The organism is Paenibacillus sp. J2TS4, from assembly GCF_018403245.1.
In the GTDB taxonomy this organism is placed as follows: Bacteria; Bacillota; Bacilli; order Paenibacillales; family NBRC-103111; genus Paenibacillus_L.
In genome coordinates, this window is sequence record NZ_BOSH01000002.1 from 477930 (window position 1) to 502963 (window position 25034).

Genomic DNA, 25034 nt, shown 5'->3' on the forward strand with positions numbered 1-25034 from the left:
ATGAGTAAACTTCTGGAACTGCCCGTCTCCCTTTCCGTCGCGGGAAGTACTGTTGTAGCCTGCATTCTCGTGTTGCGGCTTATTTCACCAGATGTCTTCCCAGCGAAATGGCGATATGCGATTGGAAAAATGGCAATAGGGTTTTATCTTCTGCCCATAGCTCTTGTTATACAATGGCTTTTGCCACTCTTCATTCCGAAGCAAACGGTAACCGGCCCTATGCCTGGATTACCTTTGAGTGTACAACAAACGCAGTCTGACCTGACCACAAGAGCCATGCCGGAACTGAATCTTTCTGCTGATGCAGCCCTCGTTTTTCTGAGTATTTGGGGAGCAGGAGCTTTGGTCTTTGCCATATGGCAGGTATATTGCTATCGCAAGTTTATAAAGAAATTACAACAAACCCGTTCGCCTGTACCGGAGAAAAGCGAAGCAGCCCAACAGCTAACCCTGATGAAGGTAGTTCTCGGCATGCAAAGCAACGTCCAGCTTGCGTACAGCTCTGCGATCCGAGGTCCTGTTCTGGTCGGGTTATGGAAACCGACCATTTACCTCCCTATGGAGAATATCGCGAATGTGGACATGAACATGGTGATTCATCATGAGTTGATTCACCTGAAACGGAAAGACTTATGGGTCAAGGCGATTACATTGGCAGCCAGTGCCCTGCACTGGTTTAATCCCTTCGTTCACATACTCCGGAAAGACATTCATACATGGAGCGAGCTATCCTGTGACGAAGAAGTCGTAAAGGAAATGTCTTATGTAGAGCGAAAACGGTACGGCGAAACGATCCTGAACGTAATGGCAGGTTCAAAGGGTGTGCCCATCAGATTTTGTGCTTCCTTATCCGGTGACGGCAAACAATTAAAAAGGAGATTAACGATCATGCTTAATGTGAAAAAACTGAAAAAACATACGATGATTATGACCGCAGCTGCAGTCATTACGGTTGGAGCCATCGGTACATCGACAGCCGCCTGGGCAGCCAAGAACACGCCCGAGGTCAGTACGGATACGAATCAAACCATTGAAGGTGCAGGTAACTCAATACTATATAAAGATGTTGGTGATTCTATCCCGATAAACGGCGTACAATACCTGAAATACAGTGCCCTTACGCCTGATGAACAAAAATTCATAATCGAGGAAGGATTAGGGGCACCAGTATACGCTCTTGAAGGATATGAGCACCCGGTATTTGTTGACGAGCTCACACCCGAAGAACAAGCACAGGTCACGATAGAGGAGGGGTATTATTCACCTGACAGCATCGCCAGATTAAAAGAATCCAGCGAGAAGTTCCCGCGTGGAACATCCGTTACCATCACTCATGAAGAAGACCCGTCGATTCCTCCCGGAACTTCAATGACAATAAGGAGTTTGACTCCTGAAGAAAGTGCTATATTCAAGAAAAGGCAAGAGGAAGCAAAATCAGGGGGATCAAGAAGCCTGACTCCTGAAGAAATAGCTGAGTTAAAAGCTTTGTTTCTTGGTTCCGGAAATACTCAAAAGTGAAAAAATGAATGAAATATGATGTTGCAGAAAGGGGCTGTCTACCTCGGTCACCGCAAGATGACTGAGGTGACAGCCCCGTTCATTATCTGGCTGCCTTCAAATCGGTTTGGTTTTGCTCCAGGAACTGAAGGATCGAATCATTTACCAAAGTTGGGTTTTCCCTTAACATATGAGGTCTATGGCTTCCTCCCGAGACAACTAGATATTTTGATCCTTTTACAAGGGAACTCAAATATTTAACCCTTTCCTCACCAACAAATGGATCATGTTCCCCTGATATAAACAGGGATGGACATTGAATACTTCCAAGCTGTTCCGCTTTAAGTTGAGGGTAAAGACGCCAATCTTGAGCCGATTGCCTCATGAATTGTTGCCAATTCCCTTTATGTGCTTCTTCGTGTCTTTCCATCATTTGATCGATGGTATGTTGTAATCCCTTTTCAATAAGCCATTCCGGCTCGAATTCTTCAACCCCGGTCGGGTCGCAAAATCCGCTTGTACCTATCGTAGTAAGCGTCATGATTCTCTCAGGATGATTAATCGCAAGGTAAAGCCCAACATTCGCTCCCAAGCTGTAGCCCACCAAATGCGCTGCATCCATATTCATTTGGTCCATAAATTCCATCATGTCATCTGCAATTTGCGGCGTAGACCATTCAAGGCTTTCGCATCTTGTTCTGCCATGCCCTCTAAAATCCGGGAAGTAACACGTGTATTTTTTTTGAAAATCCAAGATTTGACTAGCGAAAGCTAAAATACCGCGGGAATAACCGCTGTGCAAAAAAATGACATTCTCTCCATGACCCATCTTCTCGTAAAACATTTCCAAATCATTGACTTTTACATAAGGCATTATACTCCCCCTATCAACTGTTCATTTCCAAAAAATCAAGAATGGTATCGTTTACAAACGACGGGTTTTCTCTACTCATATGAGGTCTATGGCTTTCACCGGGTACGATAACATAATGGGAGTCAGGGATTAGATTTGTCACCCGTTTAAGATCTTCCTCTGGAGTTAACTCATCATATTCCCCAGCGACAAACAAAGCGGGACAGCTTATACTTCTTAATTGATCATCGGTTAGCCTGGGATAAGTTCGCCAATCCTTTAGTTTTTGCCTTAAAAATTCCTGCCAATTTCCTTGATGCGCATCAAAACCTCCCATGCCATAACCGATTAAATGGGCCCTGGGAATCTGGAGTTGATCCATAAAGGCAAAAATATCGTCTGCATGCTGAGGAGTACTCCACACGAGACTGCTGCTCCTTGTTCTTCCGTGCCCTCTGAAATCCGGAAAATAGCATTCATACTTGCGTTGGAAGTCGAGCATTTGGCTGGCAAAAGCCAATATTCCCCGAGAAAATCCACTATTTGAGACTCCCACGGCTAAAGCCGCAAGCTGACACCTTCGGTATCATTGGGATTCTTGGGTGGTAGTCGGCAGTGCATTTCTGCTAACCGTAGTTCCCCCAAGTTCAGGGCTGTCTCATCAGCCCATCCTAAGACAGTGCATCTAGCATCTTAGGCTGACAGACTGTTACCATCTGCCACAGGTTGACGCATGATATTGATCGCTCCAACCCGATCACGATGAGCGCTGAATCCGCATGAACATTCGTACCTTCTGTCTTTCGCTTTGTTCTTCTCTCCACAGGCAGGACATGATTGAGAAGTGTAGGCAGGATTTACCTCCACAACCTTTATGCCGACAAGGTTTGCTTTGTAGGTGATGAATTGTTGAAGCTGATAGAAAGTCCAACTATGCAGATTCTTTGCGTTTTTACGGCTTGTTCTTGCCGTCTTGCGAATGTTTTCGAGGCGCTCTAACTTGATAACGGATACACCCTCTTGAATGGCTGTATTCACCATTTGACGACTCATCTTATGATTTTGATCTTTCATCCAACGCTGCTCTTTATTACCTAATTTACGAATAGCAGTCAACTTTTTAAGTTTTCCTAGTTTTCGTCTACGTTGTTGGTATTTTCTTCGTATGTACTTGTTTTGTCTGCCGTTTCCAAAGAATCGGGTTTTGCCTGTAGTCGTCACAGCCACAGCAGGAACCTTCAACCCGAAGTCGATTCCCATGATTCCTTCGTGACTTGTTTCGCTTGTAGGCACTTCTACCGAAATTTGAGCGTACCACTTCCCGGACTTTTCAACCATTCGCATCAATCCCAGCTTGGCTTTTCTTAACAAATCCATGTCTCGACTCGTTGTTGTAGCAGGAAATGCCGTTTTTTTCGTTTTTCCATCGACAACGATAGGGAAAGCAATGGTATTTTCGGATACCGTGTAGTTTTGATTGTTAACGAAATATACAGGTTTTTTAAGAAGTGGACGAACACCAAGTTTCTGGATTTTATTGAAAACACTTTTGGCATCACGAATCGCTTGGTTACTAACGGCAGAGGGAAGAATGGTTTCTACATCTTTTGTCGTCATTTTCGGAAATGCCCCCCGTTGTTCAGCCCGTTCGGTTAGTTGATTGACGATCCGAATGTACTCATTTCCCAATTGACGCAGAATGGCCGGTTGATCAGGAAATATGCGTATCTTAACGGTTAAAGCTTGCATGGGTTCACCCCCTTTTCTTTTGTTCCTCAACATAACGCTAACAGATGGACATGATCGGGCATAACTTCCATATCCACGATAAGCCAGTTATTCTGATGACCTATTTCAGCGAGTAGCTCCTTGAATCGAATTTCCACTTGTTTTACTAATGCTTTTCTTCGAGAACGAGGGCAGAAAACAAAATGATAGTTAATGAGAGATACTGTTTTAGCTGTACGTCTATATTCTTGTCCCATAAAACAATTGTATTAGTTCAACTATACTACTGCAATATTGAACGAAAAGAATAGCACACGCACATGTGCTTTGTGTTTGCCCTGCCCATCCCATGAAGGGATGTTCTGACAAAGCCGTCTTTCATCCTACGATTAAAACCGTGGGCTTTCAGTCGGCAATTACTGCAAGAACAATACCGGACTTCCGATCCCCATCTTTTCATAATACATTTCTATGTTATTGCATTGAAGGTACGGCACCATTAATCAACTCCTCGTTAGACATAACTTGCCAGCTTAATATCCGTATCACTATATTTTTTCAATTGGAAAGTATAATGCCAATTGGTCTTTATTATCTTTAGGATCGTAAAATTCATGAATCGCTCCAGCTATTGTATATTTATTTTGTGGTAAAAAATCTGTAATCATATAATGAAAAGTTTCTTTATATGAATCTTGTGTACATTTGACCACAGCATACTTAAATGCTGGAATGACCCATTTGGTCCATCCATTTGGTGCTATAGCGTCGTCTTGAACTTCACATCCTGCTAAATATTTCCCTTCTTTCTTCCACCTTTCAAACTTCTCATCTACATCACTCATGGCCCCCCAAATCCCGGCAATGTTACCTCCCGCATCCAACTTCGCGAGATGGCTTATCTCGGCAAAGTTGCTATTTGCCTCCTGCCATAATTGAGGTATCCACTTTGGGCCTTCGTTAGCCGACCCCCTTCCTACTTTGCCGATAATTGAAAATCGTTGTTTTTCGACTATTTCAACCACTTTTTCCTCCTCCTGTTTCCGTATTAAAGTGCAATCGATGACAAACAAATGTTCCCTATATGTTACCATATAGTGGTAATCGGTTCAAGATGTTTTGAAAGGAAAGCGCGTTTAAACAAAGAGAGCCTTCGCTCCACGTCGGGATAAAGGCTCTCTAGACTTTAAGAATAATGATTATTCACTTGTGGCAGCAACTTCGCATTTAACGGCCGGCTACCGCCTAGCTTCCGGCATTCCCGCTTTGCAGCGGCTTGATCGCTTCCGCCACCAACGAAGCATAGACTTTCGCGCCTTCCTTGACAAGATGGACGCCGTCCGGTGAGAAATATGAATCTTTGTCGGCGCTGGCTGCGTACCAATCGACGAGCGTTACGTTGGAGAACTGCTGCGCCGTCTCTGCCAAGGTCGAATTAACATTGCTTTCCCAGGGATGCGGTACGCGCGTGTTTACGAGCACAACTTGCCGAACGTTTTCGAGCGAATGCAGCAGAGTAACGAGCGTCTTCTTCGAGAATGTTCCGTTCGTGCCGAGCTGGATGATGACAGCGTCGCCCAGCTCGTCTTTCGACTTGAGCCGATCAATGACGTCCTGCGCCTGAGACATCTGCCGGCCCACTTTGCCATCGATCGTGATGCCGGGAAGAAGGTCTTGCAGATACGAAGCAACGTCAAGCATGATCGAATCCCCGATTGCGTTCACTCCCTGTCCCGACTCCGGTTTCACTCTCTCAACAGCTTTAGAGCCGTTTGGCTTCGATATCTCCCCCGGCTGCGCTGTGCCGCCCGATTTAACTGAATCTTCAGGCAGGAATGTATTGTCCGGCCGCCATCCAGGACTTTCTGCACTGTCTGAACTATCGGCACTGTCCTGTACGGGGGATGACAATGCTGCCTTGTCCGCTTGAAGATCGCCGCCGTCGTGCGAAACCAAGCCCGCCGTCGTGTCTGATGCAAAGCTGGTCAAGCCAATCAAGGATATGACCGGTACGAGCAGCATACACACCGAAGCGATTTTGCGGCCGATCGGTACCCGTCCCCGCCGTATTTCCCGCGCACGCATCTGCCTCCATGCATTAATCAAACCGCCGTTGCGAATGGGCTCCTCGACAAACCGATACGAGAGTGCGGCAAGTATAACGCTGACTCCTATCTGCAATATCCCGCGTACGATATCGGTCCCGCCGGTGTTAACCGCAGGACTGGTCAGTACGATAACCGGATAATGCCAAAGATAAATGCCGTAAGAACGAACCCCAAGCCACCGCAGCGGTTTCCAGCCCAATGCTTTACCCAACCGGCTTACGGGATGAGCGAGCGCCGCCACAACCAAGGCCGTTGCGACAGACAGCAGCACAAAGCCACCTCGGTAAAGAAAGCCGTCGTACTGATCGACCAGCCAGATCATGGCCGCAATTATCGCCAGACCTGCCCCTCCGATGCTGTCAAGGATAAGGCGGGCTTGCGGAGCGGCCTTTACGGAGAGCTTGCCGCTCGGCCAAATCATGGCGAGCGCGGCGCCGATGAGCAGGGCGAACGCTCTCGTATCCGTACCGTAGTAAACCCGGCTCGGATCTGTGCCCGGCTCGTAAAGCAGAGCCATCGCTAGCGCTGAAACTAGCGCGAGTGCGAGAGTCAGCCCGAGAAGCCGCCATCGCTGCGGCGCCAAGCGAAGTCCGATAAAGAGAAGCGGCGGCCAGAGCAGATAGAACTGCTCCTCCACCGCTAGTGACCAGAAGTGGCCGAACGGGGAAGGCGGACCGAATCTCGAAAAATATGAAACCTCGTGAAATATACGCCACCAGTTGTTCACGTACAGCAGCGATGACAGCACATCTCCACGCAGCGACGCCAGTTGGGAACGATCGAATAGCGTGACCCATGCCGTGACGACCGTCACCATGACGAGCAGCGCGGGCATTAGCCGTCGTACCCGTCTTAACCAGAAGTCTTTCCAATCAATCTGCCCGCTTCTTTTCCATTGGGCAATGAGGATATCCGTGATCAGGTACCCGGACAATACGAAAAACACGCCGACACCCAGTAACCCCCCGGGCGCCCACCCAACATCGAGGTGATAGACGATAACCGCGAATACGGCGAGTGCTCTCAATCCATCGAGTCCGGGCATGTAGCGGCCTTTGCCGTTTAGCGGCTTAGGCATACCGTCCGCCCTCCCCACCTATATCAGCGTTTGTTGCGAATAATAAGAGTCGTTCGTTTGTCATGCGGTGCGCTGCGGTCCGTATACTTCTTTTCTGCTTCTTTTGTTTCATGATTTGCATCTGCATCTGCATTTGCCCTTTCGATCACATTTATGATAGGTATCAACTAAGCTGACAAGTAACTAATTTGAATACATATGTTAGATTGATAGATTTCCGTTACTTGATTTCTATTGTTACTTGATATATTCGCTACTTACTAATGCCTCAGCAATCACATCGGTCGGTATGATAAATTCCAACACGCCCATAGCCCCTGGAGCGGCTTCGTATTTATCAAAGGAGATGACAAGCTTGCCTTCATTGTTAATATAAAAGCTTTGATCTTTAGAAATGGTTTCAAAACTCATTGGACCTTCTACCCAATAAACCTTTTCAGGGTCCGCCTTCATCTGCTCTCTCATCTGTTCCTTAACATTTTCACTGATTAGGCCGATATAACTGTCATCCTTAAATAAACTCGGCAGGGTAATCAAAATTTGATTTTTCTTGTCTACCGTATCGTATTTAAATGTTGTCGAGGATGAGCCAACGGTATTTACAACATATCTGCCCACGACGAGGATCTGATCATTGTCGGTTTTGACCTCATAACCGCTTTCTACACCTACATGACCTCCGCCATTTTGCTTTAATTCCTCCATTTCAGCCACGAAATCGTTGTACAGCTTTTTACTTTCTTCCAGGTATTTGTCGTTTAGGGTGGCTTCTAACGTTTTATTTTCCATGTTTGTAATGGTAGGTACTTTTATATCGGCTTTGGCGTTTTCCTCCTCTACTTGAAATTCTGTAAAAGTGAGTACGTTGACGAACGAACCAACCCATGGCACTTCTGATAGGGCTTTTGCGAAGGTAGGGCTGGCATTAATCCCTGTTATCAATATAATAGCCGCTGCTCCGACCCCAACAAGAGGTTTCATCATGTTCATATTTCTTTTCTTTCTTTGCTTGAGGGCTTTCTTCACGACGAAATCCAATTCATCAGGAATAGACGTATTCTTATATTTTCTTCTCAATGGTTCCAGTTGCTCGCTCATTTTACTTGCCTCCTCTAAATTTCATGGCACATTTGAATTCGAAGTTTGCGAAGCGCTTGATACAATCGTGTCTTTATGGTATTGACGTTCTCATTCATCACTTCTGCAATTTCTTCAATTTTTAAATCTTCAAAATATCTAAGAACAACCACCGTCCGAAAGGCATAGGGTAATTCCTCCAAAGCCTTCTCCAGATCAGTGTCAGGGTAAACATCTTCACATGAGGGACTGTGGAATTCCAACGTCTTGTCATCGACAAGTTGAATTTTCTTTTGTTTTCTCAGGAAATCGAACGATGTATTCACCACGATCCTGTAAAACCAGCTTTTCATCGACCCTTCAGATTTTAAGGTTGCTGATGAGGACAGAGCCTTACGGATAGAATCCTGAACAATATCCAGCGCATTTTCGGAATTCTTAACATAACTGAAAGCTAATCGATACACGTTCTCCTTGTTTTCTGTAATAAAACCAATAAGTAATTTTTCCAACTTCCTATCCATTTAAAAGATTCTCCCCTTGATACGCGCGTATCATTGCTTGCTATATATACAAGACGTGTGAGCTTTCCAAAAAGTTTGTTCTTCGGTTAATAATAATAGGCATGGAATTCACCCTGTTCCGGTTATCCGCCAAAAACCGGCGATAGCTTGATTAATGATATATATTTACTGATATACATTAAAAATATATTGATAAACGATAAATCGCATGATATGCTAATGATAATAATGAATTGTGAGGTGCTCTATGATCCGAGGAAAAACAACTTTCCTGAAATTTGCTATCGTCATTATTGGTATTGTCGCTCTTAGTCTGTGTATATTCTGGCTGCCAGTGCTTGCTAGAAATACTGCAGAGATTAATCCTGATTATGCCTATTTGAGATATCCCGTGCTTATAGGTGTTTATATTACAGCGATACCGTTTTATATTGCTCTGTATCAAGCTTTAAAACTATTACATCATATTGAAAAGCAAAATGCTTTTTCAGAATTGGCTGTAGAATCATTGAAACATATAAAACACTGTGCCGTTGCGATAATCATATTATATGTAATAGGCGTCACATTCCTTTTGTTCCAGAACGTCTTACATTCTTCAATTGCAATGATGGGAGCCATCATTATTTTTGCCACTTCATCTGTAGCTGTTTTTGCAGCTGTTCTCCAGGAACTGTTAAAAAATGCGCTTGAAATCAAATCAGAAAATGATTTGACAGTCTGAGGTGTTCATATGGCGATCATAATCCATATCGATGTTATGTTGGCAAAAAGAAAAATGAGCGTAACCGAACTTTCTGAGAAAGTGGGAATAACTATGGCGAACCTTTCCATATTGAAAAATGGAAAAGCGAAGGCGGTTCGATTTTCGACCTTAGAAAAAATATGTGAAGTGCTAGATTGTCAACCAGGGGATATACTGGAGTATTCAAAAGATGCCCCTTAAAAACTATTAACAAAAAGTACCTAATGGAGATGGAATGACTATTTTTTAATCATTATTATTTATGGAGGTTGTGATGAATATGAAAGTTGCAAAATATCTTCCGGCTTTAACGCTATTTATTTTAGGAATAGGCTGTCTAGTTGCCCATAGCATCATCGGTGCGGAAGTCGCTCCGGATGGCACTCTTATAGAATCCTTTTTTCTCATCCCAACGGGTTACTTTCTCGTGGCTGTCGGTATAATAATTTGGATCGTGGCCGGCACTGTGTCACACTTTCGTAACCCTAAAATATCTGACAAGTGATCTTGCATAGGAGGGCGAATGCAAACGGAACAAACGAAGGGGATGGAAGCAAGGACGCAGCGCCGAATCCCTTATGGACAGGCGTTCCTGCAATTGCTTCATTTCGGTTATCAACAGGCGATGAGCTGCATATTCCCGGTAGCGATATTTGGAACGTTGGCTGTCTCCAAATGGCTCAACGTACCGTTCATTCACAGGTACGATCTCATTTTGCTTGTGCTGATTGCCGTGCAATACTTGATGTATCGCAGCCGATTGGAGACGCTTGATGAAATCAAGGTCATTTGCGTGTTCCATATCATTGGACTGATGCTGGAGCTTTATAAAGTACACATGGGCTCCTGGTCGTATCCCGAACTGGGATATACCAAATGGTTCGGTGTTCCGCTTTATAGCGGTTTTATGTACGCAAGCGTGGCGAGCTACATGTGCCAAGTATGGAGGCGGCTCAAGATGGATATGACCGGCTGGCCGGGAACGGTACCTGCCACCGCGCTTGGAGCGGCAATATATTTAAACTTTTTCACCCATCACTTTATCCCCGATTTTCGCTGGTGGCTCATGGCGCTCGTGGCGATTGTGTTTTGGAGAACCCGGATTTGGTTCACTGTTCGCACAACGACTTACCGTATGCCGCTAACGATGGCTTTCTTGCTCGTCGGCTTTTTCATCTGGTTGGCAGAAAATATCGCAACATTTTTCGGCGCCTGGAAATATCCCAATCAACAAGAAATATGGCAGCCCGTTAGCTTTGGCAAAATCAGCTCGTGGTTTCTGCTTGTCATCATCAGCGTCATTATCGTGGCGCAGTTGAAGTACGTGAAAGCAAATAGAACCAAGACATAAGAGAGAAATGAGAGCTATTCTTTAGTTCAACATATATAGGTATGCTAACTTGTCGTCGATCTTCTGCTTGGTCTGCCGAATGTAATCCCATCTGCCCAAGCAACTTCGATCCATTTTGCTTCCGGGCTCGATAAATCGCCGCGGCTAACTGATAGTCGTGCTATTGCGTATTTTAGGCGTAATCGTGCAACATATTGAAAGACCATAACGTTTATGATAACAAATCAAGAATATTAGGGTGATCTAAATGAGGAAAAATTGGTTTCAATGGACTGTTCCTCTGTTGCTGTTTGCTATAACTGCGTTAATCGGAGGTTGTTCCACCAATGCATTACAAGGAAAAGAAATGGTGCGTATCGATATCAGGGGAAGCATCACAGATATCTATTCCGTGGAGAAGGACGAAAGCCAGGCTCATACCGGTGACGGAAAAATAAAGAATCCCGACACACCGGTATCCAGCAGTGATTCACCTGACGAAAGAACTTTACATCCTGACCTTTTGGGTACTGTGACCGTTGAAGGCAAGTTAGAACAAGACACATCCTATGATAAGGCAGGAATCAGCATTAGGAAGTCAACAAAAATCTACAAAAAAGCAGGTGGAAAATTAGTTGCCGCACATTTCAAAGACCTGCAAGCGGGGAGCGAAGTCGAAGTTACATTTACGGGACCAGTAGCGGAGTCGTATCCGGTACAGGCAATCGCAGAAGAAATAGTAATTTTACGCAATGAATAATTGATGATTTGCAGCAGAAAAACCGATCTTCCTATACGGGAAAATCGGTTTTTTTGCTTCTGGCTTGGCCGATTTAACCAAAACCAGTCCGACCCGTTTGAAGAGTATGGTTACAAGCTTACGGGTCAACAGGATCGATAGGAAACGTCTCGCTATACGCAGGTATGACAATACGAACCGTTGTGCCGATCCCCGGTCCGCTATGCAGCATTACGCCGAACGATTCGCCAAATTGCAGCTTGATCCGGTCGTTGACGTTCCGAATCCCATACCCGATACCGGTATCCTTGTTCGCAAAAATATTACGGATCATTTCTGAGTCCATGCCAATCCCATCGTCGATCACTTTCATCACGATGGTCCCTTCCTCTTGATAAGCAACAATACGCAGATGAAGGCGCTCCTGAAACATGGCATGCTCCAGCGCATTTTCCACGAATGGCTGCAATATCAGCTTTACGGTGTCATAATTTAATACGGAAAGCTGAATGTCGTAGCTGACCTCCAATCTGTCGACATGCTTGGTTTTCTGGATATCAATATAGGATTGAACCTGGAGGATCTCTTCCCGAATCGGGATGATCGATCTTCCCTGGTTCAAGGTCAAGCGGTAGAAGGTCGCCAGTCCGCTCACCATCTTATGCAGTTTCTCCGTTTCTCCCAGACGGGCCAGCCTGCTGATCGACGATAATGTGTTGTATAGAAAGTGCGGTTTAATTTGAGTTTGCAGCGCTTCAAGCTCCGCTTCTTTTTTTCGGAGGTTGCTAATGTATACTTCCTGGATCAAACCCTCGATATTTTCAGCCATCTCATTAAACGCACCCGAGATGCGGGCAAACTCATCCGTACCGGAGTAGCTTATACGTTTGGCAAAGTTGCCTTCCTGGAAAGATTGAAGCGAGAGGACGATCTTTCGGATTTGCTTGGAAAAATAAGTGGATACGAACGCACCGAGCGCCATAATGACCGAAAAACTGAACAAACAGACGAGTAACGTGACGATTCTTACCCGGTCGGCCCCTTTTTCCAGCTCATGAAGCGGGACAAGCGCCATCACCTGCCAATGGAGCCCCTCGATCGGCTCGCGGATTTGCATATAATGTTCCGGACGCGATACCCAGTCTTCCGGCAGAGGATTTTTACTGCTCTCGTAAACAGGCTCGTTCTGCTCATTCATCACTGCCAAATAGCTGGGAACCCCTTCATTGCCGCCTCCATAATTCAGATTTCCAAACAAATCATCCATTTTAACAATGACTCGCAGCATGCCGATCGGCGAAACCGTACGAAAATCCATCAGTTTTCGGAGCAAGGATATATTTCCGTACTCCATGTCCGTATCCACCTGCTTCCACAGCGGATCCGTTCTCCATTCACGAGACAGTCGGACCCATTCCAGGTTCTCAACTCTGTCATAATGATAGAGCTCATAGCGTTTCCCTTGCAGCAACGGATCTTGACCGTCTCTCACCTGATAGATTTCCGGCAGCGTATCGTTATGCAGGAACAGCTCCAGCACGATATCGTTCGAAGCCAGATTCAGTGCGGCCTCCAATCGGGGAATGACATTGTTCAAAGTGGTTTGATAACTGCTCCAGGGCTCAACCTTACGATTTAGAGCTTGTTGAAGCGATTGGTCCAGGTAGAGTTGTGAATCCACCCGTTCCACCACTTTCATTTTTTCCAAAATATTATCGCGCGCCTGCTTCAAGATTCCTGATACGTTCTGCACCGTCTGCTCTTTGACATACTGGACGGTAGTCGTGTAGGCATAATAGCCGATCGTCACGACGGGAATCAGCACCAGCAACAGATAGGAAATCATAAGTTTATATCCGAACGAGAGCGGGATGCCGGGATATCGTTTCATTCGATCACACCTAACTTTGTTTGCGGTAGTCTAACGGCGCAAGGCCGGAGCTCTGCTTGAAATGCCGGCTGAATAAGGTGAGGTTTTGGTAACCGACCCGGTTTGCTACTTCGTAAATTTTCAGCTTCGGATCCGCCAGAAGCTCTCGCGCTTTCTCCATCCGTTTCCTTACGACAAAATCGCTGAAGGCTTCACGAGTCGTCTCTTTAAACATATAGCCGAGATAATTGGGCGAAAAGCCGAATACTTTCGCAACATCCCGCAACTGCAACGGCTGCTCGAGCTGATCAGCGACATAACGCTCAATTTCATCGATCAGCTTTCGATTCGGGTTTTTCTTCTTTAAATACAGATGCTCCGATACTTCAAATAACCGCCGGCGCAGCCATGACTTGATATCGTCAATCGTTTCGAATTCATAGAGAACATTCAAACTGTTCAACTCGATGCTTAGCAAGTCGTATAAACTGGCATTAATAGACCCCAGGAAAAAATCGATTTTGGAGACAGCATACAGGGCGAAGTTGTAGACCGACAGCTTGTCCCTCAGTCTATGCACCAATTCGAACAGTTGTTCCAAACTGTCGTCAATGCGGATAAGATCGTAATTCGCGGTAGCGGCAAACATCTCTCCCATGATCTGTTCAAGGTCGGTCGTGGATTGGGCGATCTCTCCCTCCGTTTGCTCAGGCGTGATGACCCGGCATTTGCCCACGAACATTTTGGCGCCAATGGCCTCTTGGGCTTGGCGATAAGAGAGCGGGAATTGTTGAACCTCTGACACGACGGAACCCAAACCGACCGTTACCGTCAGACTCGAATGAAGCCGCACATGATCGACCAGAGACTGCATAGAACTCAGCGGGTCGATTCCTGAGTTATTGATGACAATGACGATCTTGTCGTCGTCCGTTTTGCAATAAACGCCAAGTTGATGGTCTTGGATATAATCCTCTATCAGTAGAAAAACATGCTGAATGGCAAACCATTTCTGGTCGTCCGAGAACTGTTTCAGCTTCCATGCCCTGTCGTCGATTTCAATGATTCCGACGCAGCCTTGTCCGCCCTGCAAACGAATGCCGCAATTTTCATAGAATCGGTCCAGCTTGCGGAAATCGATTAATCCCTTCAGCCACTGGTGCATCATTTGGTTCTGCAAAAGCGGGATCGATTCCTCAATTTGCTCTGTTTTCTTCGACCGTTCCCGTTCATAGTTCAATTGTTCTTTGATAATCAGCAAAGCGTTATACAGTTCCTGGTCGTTCACGGGCTTTAAAATATAAGAGCTGGCATTCATAGCAATCGCTTTTTTGGCGTATTGGAATTCGTCATGTCCGCTTATAAAGATGATTTTTAACCCTGGGGAAATACCGCGCGCCTGTTCCGCCAGATCCAGTCCGGTCATAATCGGCATCTTGATATCGGTGATCAGGACGTCGACGCGCCGTTTCCGTATAATGTCCAAAGCGGCAAAACCGTTGTAAGCGGTTCCGGTAATCGTCATATCCAGTTGTTCCCACGGCACAAATCGCTGCAATACTTCCAAATCCAATTGTTCGTCATCCACAAGAAGCACTTTATACATCATAATCATCCCTTTAAGCAGATGTGGGGAGAGTATACTTTACTCAAGTATACTCTCCCGCCGAAAATAATCTATTAGTATTAATTGCCGTTAATTTCCATCCATTTTCTTTAAATTGTCCTGCCATTTTTCCTGGACGAAATCGATGACCTTCTGGAATCCGGCGTTCTTCATGTCTTCATCCGCTTTTTTCAAAATGGACAGCACTTCTTCGTCACTCTTCGCATAAATCATCCGGGAAAAAGCTTGGTCAAAAATATCTTGAGCCGATTGTAAAATAATCCCCTCTTCGGAATCGCCCTGCGGGTCCGTATTCGCGAAGGCCGTCATATCCATCGACGTTTTCCAAGCCACATTCAATTGCTGCGTCGTTTGAAAATCCCGTTGATCTTCCGGAAGCAGATTCTCTCTAGAAACTTTGGCCATGTCGACCCAAGTGGCATTACCGGCCATCATATTATCGGATATATGCAATTTGTCAAGCTCCGCTTTATCCATGGACATGTATTTTTCATTCGGAATCGGGATTCCGTTCTCATCCTTGTCATCCCACAGGAATCCTGGAGGTCCGAACCAAAGTACCGCCTGACCCTCGTCGCTTGTCGCCCAATCGAGAAAAGCAAAAATACGTTCCGGATCCTTTGCCTTCTTCGTGATGACGATTTTGCCGCCGCCCTCTCGGCCCGTATAATTCACATAAATTTTGTTTTTATCCAGCCCTTCCTTGTGGATCGGCCAAATAAACTCATATCCGCCGTCGGGATCCTGTGCCCGAAGAATGGAGTTCGGAACGCGGGCCCGGCCGGACAGGTTCGCTTCGAGCGCGACCGCCACTTTGCCCTGGCTCAGCTTCTCAACCATCTGATCCGTTTTTTGCGTAAAGACATCCTGCGTCATTAGCTTATCACGAAACAATTGGCTTGCATACAGGATGAACTCCTTGAAAGCCGGGTCTTCCGTAATCGGCTTAAGCTCGTTTCCATCCGGGTACAACATTCGGCTGACAAAATAAGGCGAGCTGTTTTCTTTAAAGGCCGAATACATCATCTTGATCGCATAAGGATTGCCGACCTCGAGCGGAATCATGTCCGGATATTTTTCTTTCACACTGCGCAAGTAGCTTTCGAAATCCGCTAACGTTTCCAGTTTCGGCGAGCCCATTTCACTATAGATTTTGCGATTGATCGCATATCCGCCGTTGCCGTTCAAATGATCTCCGGGAACATACCAGTCCGGAATCATATACAGCTTGCCGTCGCTCGAACGGTTAATGTTGAGGATTTGGTCTCCCGCCGATTTTTTCAGATTCGGATATTTGTCGAGATAGGGATCGAGCGCGACCAGCTGCTCTTCGCTGACCATCCGGTCCAGCTCGGGTCCCGGTCCCAGCGAAATGACATCGGAGAGATCGCCGCTGGCATACATCGTATTAAACTTTTGCTTGGCGTTGCCGTTGGTGGGAACATAGGTGATGGAGACATCCTTGTTCTCCTGGATCCATTTCGTCGTAACCGTTTCTCCCCATGCTGCAGGCTGCCAACCGTCTGAAAAGTTGTAATAGGTGAAGGAGAGAAGATTGTCCCCGTCCGGAGTTTGTAAAGCGGTCCCCCCTTCATTCGGCTTGTCTGCTCCGCATCCTGCAAGGAGCGTTCCCAGCGTCAAAACGGCGGCCAGTGAACCAGCTAGCCCTGTTTTCCTTTTCATTTGCCGCTATCCCCTTTCTAATTTTTGGTGTTATATAATTAAAGCCGTTTCCGGCTTGTAACATCTCCGTCATTCTTTCAAAGACCCTACAAGCACCCCCTTGACGAAAAACTTTTGTACAAAAGGATAGACCATCAGGATCGGAACGGTGGCCACCATCATCGTCGACATGACGACGGATTTGTGTGTCACGCTTTGCATGCCGAGCAGAAATTCCTGTTTGGTTCCGCTTATCTGTGTAGACGCCTCAACCTCAAGGATCGAGCTGATCGTTTGGTTCAAGATGACCTGAATCGGCAGCAGGTTCTGATTCGTAATATAGATCGAGGCGTCGAACCATGCGTTCCAATGGCCTACCGCTGTGAATAGCGACAAAGTGGCAATGACGGGGCCGGACACTGGAATGACGATGCGAAAAAAAGTTTGGAGATGATTGCAGCCATCGATCTTGGCCGATTCCTCCAGTCCGTCCGGAAGCCCCAGGAAAAAAGTGCGAAAAATAATCATATTCCATACGCTGATCAGGCCGGGAATAACGAGCACCCAAAACGTGTTCATCAAATGCAGCTCTTTGATCAATAAGTAACTCGGAATGAGCCCGCCGCTGAAGTACATTGTGACCACGCAAATAATCATATAAAATTTTTTGCCGATCAGGCCCCGTTTGGCCATCGCATAAGCAAACATCGATGTAAACAGAATCGACAGGAAAGTGCCCACGACCGTTCGGGCAACGGTAACCCAGAATGAATGAATCAGCCTGCTGTCCCTGAAAACGTACTTGTAGTTTTCCATCGTAAATTCCCTCGGCCAAAAGGTGATGCCCCCTGCCGCCGTATCATTCCCATCGTTAAACGAAATGACCAGAGAGTTCCAGAAAGGATACAGGGTGACGAAAGCAAGCGCTATCAAACATACATAAATGACGCTGTCCAGCACATAATCTTCGGCGGTTCGCCTCTTCAAAGTCCGCTCCCTCCTTCCTCACCATAGACTCGCGCTTCCCAGCTTTCTCGCAATCCAGTTCGCGATGAAGAGCAGTCCTACACTGACGACCCCTTTGAACAACCCGGCCGCCGTTGCATAGGAGTAACGGTAATTTTGGATCCCGACACGGTAGACGTAAGTGTCGATTGTTTCCGAGACCGGTCTTAATATGACGTTGGTGCCCTGATTGGTCAGCAGCAAGATTTCTTCAAAGCCCGCATTCAATATTTGACTCACCGACAAGATGAGAAAAATGATAATGACCGGCGCGATCGAAGGAATCGTAATCGAAAATAACTGCCGCATTCGTCCGGCCCCGTCGATCGAAGCCGCCTCGTACATATGGGGATCGACACCCGCAATAGCCGCCAAATAAACGATGGCTCCGAAGCCAACCTCTTTCCATATCCCTGTCGTAATCAGAATCGACCAGAAATATTCGGGAATTGACAACCAGTTAACAGGTTCCTTAATCAGGTCGACCTTTTGCAAGAGCATGTTCAAGCTTCCGTTATCGACGGAAAGAAGGGAAATGACGAAACCGGAAACGATCACCCACGAAATAAAATGGGGCAAGTAGCTGATCGTCTGGACGAGCCGTTTGAACGCCGCATTCTTCACTTCATTGAACATGAGAGCAAGAATAATCGGCGCGGGAAAGGCCACGAACAGCTTCAACAGGCTGATCACAATCGTGTTGCGCATAACTAGCCAAAACTCCGGCGCATTAAAAAACATTTTGAAATGCTTGAGGCCAACCCATTGGCTTCCCAGAAAACCTTTGGCCGGATTGTAATCCTGAAAGGACGTCAGTAGCCCCCACATCGGAATATAGGAAAATATGATGATGAGGATGATGGCCGGAATGACCATAATCTGCAAGTCCCATTGTTGCCAAAAACGTTTCGCCACTAGCATTCACCTCATCCTTCAATAGCAAATTGTCTTTTATAAGTTCTGGGGCTCCCCGCAAAGTACTGTGTGGGGTTATTTTATTCTAACGGTTATCCGAAAATAAACCTACTGACGCTATCAACGATATTTGCACTGTAGCAACAAAATAAGTCATTACCCCTATATAGTCGAAATGTGCGTCACCGCCGGACTCAAGCCTTGGGAGGAAACCGTCACAGTTATTTCGCCAGCTGTTGTAAGGGACTGAAGCAGCACTGTCGCAATACCGGCCTCTGCCCGTACCGGATTTTCACCGATGATGACCGCCGGACCTTCGATACTGAACATAACCTCGTGGATGGCGGAGGGGACCACGGTCCCGTTCGCATCTTGGATTTCCGCATAGACGAAGACGAAGTCGGCGCCGTCGGCGGAAAGGTCTTTCCCGCTCTTATCGATGCGGATGGATAACGTCTTGGGCTCAAGCGGGGTTTGCACGACGCATACGGCCGCTTCCTTCCCTCCTATTCGCCCTACTGCCTTCAGTTGTCCAGGCTCATAGTTCACTCCGGTGAATGTGAACGGCGCCCGTTCCAAGTTGCAGCAATTTCCCCCGTCATGCGGATAAACCTTCATATGGCCAGCATCCGTTTTCGCGTCGAATCCGGTCCCCTTCCCCTTATGCTGCTCCTCATCCGTAAGCCAATAATCCACCTCATAGCCTGTCACGCGCTCACCGTACTCCGTGTCCGGTCCTTGATCGGACTTGCGAATCCCGACAGATTTGCCGTTTACAAACAGCTCGACTTCATCGCAATTGGAGAAAACGACGACCTTGGCGGGGGTTGTTCTTTCCGTCCAAGTGTTCGCAATATATACCATCGGTCCGCTATCCACGTTCTCATGAATGATTTCCGGGCTTCTCTGGCTCTGATAAAAATAGTAGACGTATTTGGGCAGCCGGAACGTATCGAGTGCTCCGCATTCCGACAAGCGAGGGGAACAGCCGCGGTTATGGTCGATCCCGACCCATGATGCGTCTCCAAGCGACCATCGGTTCCCGCGGTTACGGTTCAGCGACCATTGATAATTCCAGGCCTGCAGGAGCAGTCTTTGTTCCCCGGCGCCGCGCGGCACCCGGCTTGTGCTCTCATGGCCTCCGAATTCATAATCTCCGTACTCCCTATCGAATCCTCCTTTGTCGGGGAGAACCTCCTCCAGAGGGCGGGATAAAGTTTCGCCGTTCCAAAGCGTGTAAGGCACGTCAAAGCCGACGTAAGCGGGATTTTGTCTTCCGAGCGTATCCCCGGATGTAAACATTTGATCTCCCGGATATTCTTCGTGCGCGATCAGATGCAGCTCGCGGAAAAATTCATCCGTTGCCCCCGGACGGCCATGATAAGTCTCATTTAAACTTACCTCCCACATAATCACACACGGATGATTTCGGTCGCGGCGGATCATATCCCGAACATTCTGCCGGACTATTTCCTGAAATTCGCCTTCCTCGCAGTACTGCCACCCGGGTACCGGTTCGACAACCATCAATCCGAGCTCGTCGCAGGCATCCAGAAAAGCCGGCGATTGCGGATAATGACCGAGCCTGACAAAGTTGAAGCCCCCCTCCTTCAGCTTACTCGCATCGCGATAATGGGCGTTGTCTGACGCTGAGTTACCGATATAAGGAAATTGCTGGTGGCGATTCGTTCCGCGGATAACGAGCCTTTCTCCGTTAATGGTGAAGCCCTCTTCTTTGCTGAACGATATCGTCCGAATCCCGATCCGGGTACGCGCTTCATCCGCCAATTGATCGTCATCCAACACTTGAGTATGCAAGTCGTACAAATAAGGACTGTCGGGATGCCAGAGCTGCGGATTCGTTAATGTCATGGATTGCACGAATGTCATGTCCCCGCCCGCGGCAACGCTCTCGACCGCTGTAACCGCCGATTCAATAATCCGGCCCTGCCTGTCCAGAATCGATGTCGCCACTTTTACTTTCTTGGCAGCATCGTGCTCGTTTAACACATGGGTTTGGATTTCAATCGCAGCCGACTCTTTCGAAACCCCGCTATATTTGACGAAGATTCCGCCACCCGCCGCCTTGCCGGCATATACGGCATCGGTGACATGGAGCTTGTCCGTAACATGAAGATGCACGTTTCGATACAGGCCGCCAAAATAGGAGAAATCAAGGCTTTCCAGCGGTTTGCCGGGAGGAATGCTTCCATTGTTACGATTATCCAGCCGGACGGCTATCACATTTTCCTCCCCGAACTCTACTTCGTCAGTGATGTCAATAGTAAACGGCAAAAAACCCCCTTTATAGTTCAGCTTGAACTTTCCGTTTACCCAAACATAAGCATTTTGCATGGCTGCCTCGAATTCCACAAAAAGCTTCTTGCCTTTGAATTTTTCCTCTGCGATAAACGTTTTTCTGTACCAGCAAATTCCTTGAAAATGCAAATCGACATGAAGCGGCTCTATTCTAGGGGCATGAGGTAAACAGACCGTCTCCCAGCTTCCGGCGGGAAACGGCTTCTGCTCGGCCCCAAGGATGTCCTCGCAAATAAACTTCCAATCCGTGTTAAAATTTATAGTTTTTCTGCTGTAATTTGAATCGTTCACCCTGGAAACCTCCTTTTGCTAATATTGTATTTTTTTCAAAGTTTGAAAACTACCGCGCGAATCAACGAAATCTGCATTATATCAACGATTTGCTCTTTTTTTTGCAAAAAAAGAACGGAGCCCGCTTATGGCGAACTCCGAACGATATCAGCAAGAGGTGTTGCACTGGATGACGGCGGTCGGTCGAACATTAATCTCTACTTCTGCAGCAGCCCCCTTGCCAACATGGATTCAGCGAGCAGAACCGCACCTTTTCCGGCACCCATCTTCGTATTGTGGGAAACCAAAACATATTTCACCCCACCAAGGACAGGCTCCTCCTCCAGTCTCCCCATACTTGTGGTCATACCGCCTCCGAGCTCGCGATCCAAGCGGGGTTGAGGGCGGAACGGGTCATCAAAAAGATGAATCATTCGTTCGGGAGCCGAGTGTAGAGGATGGCAGTTCCCGAAAGGATTATAACGTTGGATCGCTTCTTTAATTTCAGATAAGCTTGCTTGTTTCCTTAGACCCACAAATACGGATTCCGTGTGTCCATCCAGCACGTTCGCTCTCGTACATATACAATTAATGTGAATCTCAGCCGGAATAATGCCCTCGCCCGAATATTCGCCGAGAATCTTTAACAGTTCTTTTCTGACCTTCTCCTCTTCATTCGGGATGTACGGGATGATATTGTCCAGAATATCTAAAGAACGCACCCCTGGACTTCTTCCGGCACCGCTAAGCGATTGGCTGGAGACCATCAGAACATTTTGAATGCCAAAGTGTTCATGCAACGGTTTTAAAGTGATCGCCAATCCGGTAACCGTACAATTGGGAACAGGCAGCACGAAGCCTTGCCAGCCGCGTTCTTGCTGCTGTTTGCGAATTAAATCCGCATGATCGTCATTAACTCCGGTAATGAGAAGCGGAGTGTCATCGAAGTAACGAAAGGCGGATGCCGTCGAAAAAGTCGGGGTCGTTTCGGCAAACCAAGGCTCAAGCTCTTTGGCAAGATCGGATTCAATCGCCGTAAAAATAACGTCAACGGAGTCGGGACGGAACTCCTTGGAGGAGACGACCGGAACTTCCAGCATGTCTCCGGGAACCGGCGTACTTTGTGTCCATCTGGATGAACCATTCGATTCCAATAAGGCTTCTTCGTATGTTTCCATAGTTCTTGAGGTAACCATAACGACAACTTCAAAGTTCGGATGATTGGATAATGCCTGGACAAACTGCTGACCGGCCATTCCCGTCGCTCCGACGACTGCCGCTCTTAACCTGGACATATGGCTCACTCCTTGTTTGATATGAATTTCGTAGAACTTTCGTGTAAATAAAAAAAACTCACCCCCAAGACTTTAGTCTCAGGGACGAGTATTGTATGCTCGTGGTACCACCCGGATTCACAGATATGTCGCCATTTCTGCCTCTTCAAGTACGGCTTATCTTTAGTAAGACAGCTTATACTCTAGCTCTATAACAGGAGCTCCTGTTACACCATCCCCTCTTACGGTTCCGATGTACGGCTCAGAGGCTTTCTTCAATAAAACATTCTTCACTCCTTTTCAGCAGCCGGAGCTCTCTGTGGAAGAATGTTTTATTTACTTTTCTCGTCATCGCTTTTTCGATATTTTGGATACATCATATCAAGCAAAGAAAGTAGAGTAAAGGTAATTTTGTACCGGCATGGGCGCTAAATGGATTTCATCCAGCTATTTTGCTCCTTTTGATGTTAAAAACGAAAACTAAATGGAAAACCTCCATCTATTTTTCCGAAAAAGGGCGGTATCAGCCGAAATATTCCATTTTAAATGCAGTTTTTCCAGTTAGTCTAGTTGCTTTCTACCATTCACTAGAATTTACCTGCATAAAATCCAGTTACATCGTCGGAATCACATCGAGGGAATAAGTAAAAGCGATAACATCCGCATAAACAGAACCAATTTCTTCGCAGAGGGCGGCCAGTCTGCCGCTTAGCGTTCTTTCGTCGTTCCATATATTATAAGTTGCGATGATCATGTAATCGCCTCGTTCCTCAGCTTGCTCCAATAAGCCCAAGCTTTCAAATATTCAGGCAAATGTGAAGAATGGTACTTTAAGCATGTCGCAATCCTACAATAAAGCTGAACAAGTACTTCTTCCACCAACGACCGATGATCATCCCACTGCCACAAGGAAGGGTGTAAGGTACGGGCCGCACGCCTAAGTGTATCCATAGTCAAGTCGTCGGGAGACGAACAAAAGGCGAAGAGAAAATCATAATGCGAAGGTCCGACCATTGGCGATGGGTCGATGACGCCTCGCAATACGGACGAATCAAAAATAAAATTATGAACCCCACAGTCCCCGTGCAGCAAATATGCTTGCAGATTACCCGATCGGTATATGGCTTCAGGAAGCTGCTTAACCCAATCATGGTCGTCTTGTGGCAGCAAGCCTCGTATTTGATCACGCGCCTCGACGATCCGCTGCTGCAGGAACGCCGGCCAAGAGTCGGCAAGCGGCTCATCCAGCCACCCCCAACCTTGGTCAGCACTGGCGCGTTGATATCGATTTATGAGAGATTCAGCCAAGGCGGACAGCCATTCTGATTTGGACCCCATCTCTTTATTGGCGGTTCCTTGAATATACTCATAGACGAAGAATTGATGAGCCGGATCGACAAAATGAAGCTTGGGGAAAATCAATCCTGTGTAGGTTTGAAGAAAGCTTGCCACTAATTCTACGTGTTTAGGATCATCGATTTTCAGAACATAAAACGGTTCGTCACGAAAGCTGACAGTGTATACTTTGCCCGTAGTCGTACCCGACATTTGCCAGTTCAAAATACATGCCGGTTGAAGAATTCCTTGATTCTTCAACCGAACGAGTATCGATTGCGCTTGAACATCACTCATTCACACCCTACCTTCCTTTGCTTCTGTCCGTGATCCTATCCTTTCCGATCATTTTACTTCTTCTCCGAATTCTTCAGATAGTAAAGATTGATCATAATTAAACTATCCTGTACGGAACAGTTTTTTTCGCAAACGCTCTGCTCTTCTTACACTCTCCTTGGTCCACTCAGGGGTTCGGGATGATTCATGATTTCAGTAAAAGGCAACCAATAGATTTCTTCAACTTCATCGGGACTTTTACAATAGGCTGTTCCTTTGCCGTATTCGCACAGGAAAACGACATTGAGCACATGGCGTCCATCTTTTAAAACAAATGAGGAACTATACAAGAAATGCAGCTCTTCTTTTATCTCGATGCCAACCTCTTCAAATATTTCCCTCTTCACTGTTCTTTCCAAAACTTCAAGCGCCGTTTCTTCAGGATCCACCTTGCCCCCGACGAAAGAGAGGGTTCCTCCGGCGTGCTCTTCTTTCGTACTGCGTTTAATGACAAGCCATTTGTCTTCATTGAATACAGCGCCCTCTACATTCACTATATACATTTAATACCTACCTCCAAAAGAATATATGAACGACCTTTTTTAATGATTAGTTTGTCATAAAGTGAGTATGAAGTCTTGGTAGCCTTCAGGAGTCGGTTTTCCATCGGACACTTTGAGCATTAGTTGCTCTGGAAAAGCCATAAAACTGACCTGGGTAGTCTTTCGACATACCGGGTAATCACCCTCTTTGTGGCTTAGTATGGTCTTCATGGTTTGTTCGGACAACTGGCTTTGGGACA

22 protein-coding genes, 2 pseudogenes and 1 other annotated feature are annotated in these 25034 nt (G+C 46.6%); of the genes and pseudogenes, 6 read left to right on the top strand and 18 right to left on the bottom strand.

The features are described from left to right. Complete coding sequence (locus KJS69_RS06395) at positions 1–1518, top strand: M56 family metallopeptidase (protein WP_213582712.1); 1518 nt, start codon at positions 1–3, stop codon at positions 1516–1518. Between the two features lie 82 nt (positions 1519–1600). Here KJS69_RS06395 and KJS69_RS06400 read toward each other — a convergent pair whose 3' ends face one another. The 8 genes and pseudogenes from KJS69_RS06400 to KJS69_RS06435 form a co-directional block, all read right to left on the bottom strand. After that, entirely contained in the window at positions 1601–2371 is a 771-nt protein-coding gene (locus KJS69_RS06400) for an alpha/beta fold hydrolase (protein ID WP_213582714.1), read from the bottom strand. A 13-nt stretch (positions 2372–2384) separates the two neighbouring features. Next, positions 2385–2852, bottom strand: a complete 468-nt coding sequence (locus KJS69_RS06405; protein WP_213583071.1) for an alpha/beta fold hydrolase — start codon at positions 2850–2852, stop codon at positions 2385–2387. Positions 2853–3043: 191 nt separating this feature from the next. Continuing rightward, positions 3044–4099 carry an RNA-guided endonuclease TnpB family protein gene (locus KJS69_RS06410; RefSeq protein ID WP_213582716.1) on the bottom strand — a complete coding sequence of 352 codons (1056 nt, stop codon included), beginning with the start codon at positions 4097–4099 and terminating at the stop codon, positions 3044–3046. 41 nt (positions 4100–4140) lie between these two features. Further along, positions 4141–4335: pseudogene (gene tnpA, locus KJS69_RS06415) on the bottom strand (IS200/IS605 family transposase); the annotation flags it as partial. Between the two features lie 291 nt (positions 4336–4626). Further along, on the bottom strand, positions 4627–5103 hold the full coding sequence (locus tag KJS69_RS06420) for a GyrI-like domain-containing protein (RefSeq protein ID WP_249730394.1): 477 nt from the start codon (positions 5101–5103) through the stop codon (positions 4627–4629). Positions 5104–5323: 220 nt separating this feature from the next. Beyond that, positions 5324–7264 carry an acyltransferase family protein gene (locus KJS69_RS06425; RefSeq protein WP_213582720.1) on the bottom strand — a complete coding sequence of 647 codons (1941 nt, stop codon included), beginning with the start codon at positions 7262–7264 and terminating at the stop codon, positions 5324–5326. Positions 7265–7501: 237 nt separating this feature from the next. Next, complete coding sequence (gene rsiV / locus KJS69_RS06430; protein ID WP_213582721.1) at positions 7502–8362, bottom strand: anti-sigma-V factor RsiV; 861 nt, start codon at positions 8360–8362, stop codon at positions 7502–7504. Positions 8363–8376: 14 nt separating this feature from the next. Beyond that, positions 8377–8865 carry an RNA polymerase sigma factor SigV gene (locus tag KJS69_RS06435; RefSeq protein ID WP_213582723.1) on the bottom strand — a complete coding sequence of 163 codons (489 nt, stop codon included), beginning with the start codon at positions 8863–8865 and terminating at the stop codon, positions 8377–8379. A 247-nt stretch (positions 8866–9112) separates the two neighbouring features. Between KJS69_RS06435 and KJS69_RS06440 the strand changes: the two genes are divergently transcribed. From KJS69_RS06440 to KJS69_RS06460, 5 genes are all read left to right on the top strand, one after another. After that, entirely contained in the window at positions 9113–9589 is a 477-nt protein-coding gene (locus KJS69_RS06440; protein WP_213582725.1) for a DUF2975 domain-containing protein, read from the top strand. A gap of 9 nt (positions 9590–9598) precedes the next feature. After that, the gene (locus KJS69_RS06445; RefSeq protein WP_213582727.1) at positions 9599–9811 is read left to right on the top strand and encodes a helix-turn-helix domain-containing protein; all 213 of its coding nucleotides are present in this window, start codon (positions 9599–9601) and stop codon (positions 9809–9811) included. Between the two features lie 73 nt (positions 9812–9884). Further along, positions 9885–10115: a DUF3955 domain-containing protein gene (locus KJS69_RS06450; RefSeq protein ID WP_374706613.1), complete on the top strand. Its 231-nt coding sequence runs from the start codon at positions 9885–9887 to the stop codon at positions 10113–10115. 42 nt (positions 10116–10157) lie between these two features. Then, complete coding sequence (locus tag KJS69_RS06455) at positions 10158–10961, top strand: DUF817 domain-containing protein (protein WP_249730412.1); 804 nt, start codon at positions 10158–10160, stop codon at positions 10959–10961. Between the two features lie 247 nt (positions 10962–11208). Beyond that, positions 11209–11700: a DUF3221 domain-containing protein gene (locus KJS69_RS06460; RefSeq protein WP_213582731.1), complete on the top strand. Its 492-nt coding sequence runs from the start codon at positions 11209–11211 to the stop codon at positions 11698–11700. A 118-nt stretch (positions 11701–11818) separates the two neighbouring features. Here the strand turns inward: KJS69_RS06460 and KJS69_RS06465 are convergent, their stop codons facing one another. The 10 genes and pseudogenes from KJS69_RS06465 to KJS69_RS06510 all read right to left on the bottom strand — a co-directional run bounded on the left by KJS69_RS06465 (position 11819) and on the right by KJS69_RS06510 (position 24795). Next, positions 11819–13570: a sensor histidine kinase gene (locus KJS69_RS06465; RefSeq protein ID WP_213582733.1), complete on the bottom strand. Its 1752-nt coding sequence runs from the start codon at positions 13568–13570 to the stop codon at positions 11819–11821. Positions 13571–13580: 10 nt separating this feature from the next. Further along, entirely contained in the window at positions 13581–15158 is a 1578-nt protein-coding gene (locus KJS69_RS06470) for a response regulator (protein WP_213582735.1), read from the bottom strand. A gap of 87 nt (positions 15159–15245) precedes the next feature. Then, a complete protein-coding gene (locus tag KJS69_RS06475; RefSeq protein ID WP_213582737.1) occupies positions 15246–16859 on the bottom strand; it encodes an extracellular solute-binding protein in 1614 nt (537 codons plus the stop codon). Positions 16860–16928: 69 nt separating this feature from the next. Continuing rightward, positions 16929–17825, bottom strand: a complete 897-nt coding sequence (locus KJS69_RS06480; RefSeq protein WP_213582739.1) for a carbohydrate ABC transporter permease — start codon at positions 17823–17825, stop codon at positions 16929–16931. 18 nt (positions 17826–17843) lie between these two features. Continuing rightward, positions 17844–18764 (bottom strand): ABC transporter permease, encoded by a 921-nt coding sequence (locus KJS69_RS06485; protein WP_213582741.1) that lies wholly within the window; start codon positions 18762–18764, stop codon positions 17844–17846. Between the two features lie 156 nt (positions 18765–18920). Continuing rightward, positions 18921–21368, bottom strand: coding sequence for a glycoside hydrolase family 2 protein (locus tag KJS69_RS06490; protein ID WP_213582743.1), 2448 nt, complete (start codon positions 21366–21368; stop codon positions 18921–18923). A gap of 197 nt (positions 21369–21565) precedes the next feature. Next, complete coding sequence (asd, locus tag KJS69_RS06495) at positions 21566–22642, bottom strand: aspartate-semialdehyde dehydrogenase (RefSeq protein WP_213582745.1); 1077 nt, start codon at positions 22640–22642, stop codon at positions 21566–21568. A gap of 77 nt (positions 22643–22719) precedes the next feature. Continuing rightward, positions 22720–22982, bottom strand: a binding site (T-box leader). A gap of 252 nt (positions 22983–23234) precedes the next feature. Beyond that, on the bottom strand, positions 23235–23375 hold the full coding sequence (locus tag KJS69_RS06500; RefSeq protein WP_213582747.1) for a hypothetical protein: 141 nt from the start codon (positions 23373–23375) through the stop codon (positions 23235–23237). Then, positions 23372–24253, bottom strand: coding sequence for a phosphotransferase (locus KJS69_RS06505; protein WP_213582749.1), 882 nt, complete (start codon positions 24251–24253; stop codon positions 23372–23374). Before KJS69_RS06505 ends, KJS69_RS06500 begins: the two co-directional genes overlap by 4 nt. Positions 24254–24355: 102 nt before the next feature. Beyond that, positions 24356–24795, bottom strand: a pseudogene (locus KJS69_RS06510) (NUDIX hydrolase). Positions 24796–25034 lie beyond the last annotated feature (239 nt).

Bases quoted from the DNA above. Each gene is read 5' to 3' on its own strand.
- KJS69_RS06395 (WP_213582712.1), top strand. From the start codon at position 1: ATGAGTAAACTTCTGGAACTGCCCGTCTCCCTTTCCGTCGCGGGAAGT.
- KJS69_RS06400 (WP_213582714.1), bottom strand. From the start codon at position 2,371: ATGCCTTATGTAAAAGTCAATGATTTGGAAATGTTTTACGAGAAGATG.
- KJS69_RS06405 (WP_213583071.1), bottom strand. From the start codon at position 2,852: ATGCTCGACTTCCAACGCAAGTATGAATGCTATTTTCCGGATTTCAGA.
- KJS69_RS06410 (WP_213582716.1), bottom strand. From the start codon at position 4,099: ATGCAAGCTTTAACCGTTAAGATACGCATATTTCCTGATCAACCGGCC.
- KJS69_RS06425 (WP_213582720.1), bottom strand. From the start codon at position 7,264: ATGCCTAAGCCGCTAAACGGCAAAGGCCGCTACATGCCCGGACTCGAT.
- rsiV (WP_213582721.1), bottom strand. From the start codon at position 8,362: ATGAGCGAGCAACTGGAACCATTGAGAAGAAAATATAAGAATACGTCT.
- KJS69_RS06435 (WP_213582723.1), bottom strand. From the start codon at position 8,865: ATGGATAGGAAGTTGGAAAAATTACTTATTGGTTTTATTACAGAAAAC.
- KJS69_RS06440 (WP_213582725.1), top strand. From the start codon at position 9,113: ATGATCCGAGGAAAAACAACTTTCCTGAAATTTGCTATCGTCATTATT.
- KJS69_RS06445 (WP_213582727.1), top strand. From the start codon at position 9,599: ATGGCGATCATAATCCATATCGATGTTATGTTGGCAAAAAGAAAAATG.
- KJS69_RS06450 (WP_374706613.1), top strand. From the start codon at position 9,885: ATGAATATGAAAGTTGCAAAATATCTTCCGGCTTTAACGCTATTTATT.
- KJS69_RS06455 (WP_249730412.1), top strand. From the start codon at position 10,158: ATGGAAGCAAGGACGCAGCGCCGAATCCCTTATGGACAGGCGTTCCTG.
- KJS69_RS06460 (WP_213582731.1), top strand. From the start codon at position 11,209: ATGAGGAAAAATTGGTTTCAATGGACTGTTCCTCTGTTGCTGTTTGCT.
- KJS69_RS06465 (WP_213582733.1), bottom strand. From the start codon at position 13,570: ATGAAACGATATCCCGGCATCCCGCTCTCGTTCGGATATAAACTTATG.
- KJS69_RS06470 (WP_213582735.1), bottom strand. From the start codon at position 15,158: ATGATGTATAAAGTGCTTCTTGTGGATGACGAACAATTGGATTTGGAA.
- KJS69_RS06475 (WP_213582737.1), bottom strand. From the start codon at position 16,859: ATGAAAAGGAAAACAGGGCTAGCTGGTTCACTGGCCGCCGTTTTGACG.
- KJS69_RS06485 (WP_213582741.1), bottom strand. From the start codon at position 18,764: ATGCTAGTGGCGAAACGTTTTTGGCAACAATGGGACTTGCAGATTATG.
- asd (WP_213582745.1), bottom strand. From the start codon at position 22,642: ATGTCCAGGTTAAGAGCGGCAGTCGTCGGAGCGACGGGAATGGCCGGT.
- KJS69_RS06500 (WP_213582747.1), bottom strand. From the start codon at position 23,375: ATGATCATCGCAACTTATAATATATGGAACGACGAAAGAACGCTAAGC.
- KJS69_RS06505 (WP_213582749.1), bottom strand. From the start codon at position 24,253: ATGAGTGATGTTCAAGCGCAATCGATACTCGTTCGGTTGAAGAATCAA.